At 66.9% G+C, this 562-nt stretch carries 1 pseudogene; it reads right to left on the bottom strand.

The features are described 5' to 3' along the window. Window positions 1-562: pseudogene (locus E5W87_RS35560) on the bottom strand (helicase); the annotation flags it as partial.

The following is a 562-nucleotide window of genomic DNA, read 5'->3' as shown; positions in this document are numbered from 1 at the left end:
CTCTTCCATGTCGTCGGCCGTGGCGCCGAGGATCGACATCATCGGCGGCGTCACTATGAAGGACTGACCGTCATAAGCGCCGTCGGGGCGCTGACCGAGGCCCGGCTTCCAGTTGGTTGCGGGCCGGATCAGGTCGGCCAGCCGTTCAAGGATATCGACGCGCACCGCGCGACGGCCGAGATTGCGGTAGCCGGCCAGCTTGTAGAAGGCCTTGTCGAACGTGGGGTCGATGACCACCGAGGTGCGGCCTGAGGCCAGCGCGTGAACCACGTCGCCAAAGCCGGGCTTGTCCTTGCCGTCGTTCCTCAGCGCCCACAACAGCGTCACCAGTCCAGCCGGGGCCGGCTTGATCAGCGCGGGCACGAAGACGTGGTAGGCGCCGAAGCGCACGCCGAGCCGGCGAAGGGCGGCGCGGCCTTCCTGGTCGAGCGACTTCATCTCCTCGGCGATGTCGCGGCGGTTGATAAGGCCGAAATGCTCGACGAGCTGGAAGGCGATGCCGCGGCCGATGCCGGTGATCTGCTCGGCGTTCTTGAGGTCGACCAGCGGCTTCAGCAAGGAC

The organism is Mesorhizobium sp., from assembly GCF_004962925.1.
In the GTDB taxonomy this organism is placed as follows: domain Bacteria; phylum Pseudomonadota; class Alphaproteobacteria; order Rhizobiales; family Rhizobiaceae; genus Mesorhizobium.
This window is presented reverse-complemented; position numbering and strand designations above follow the sequence as displayed.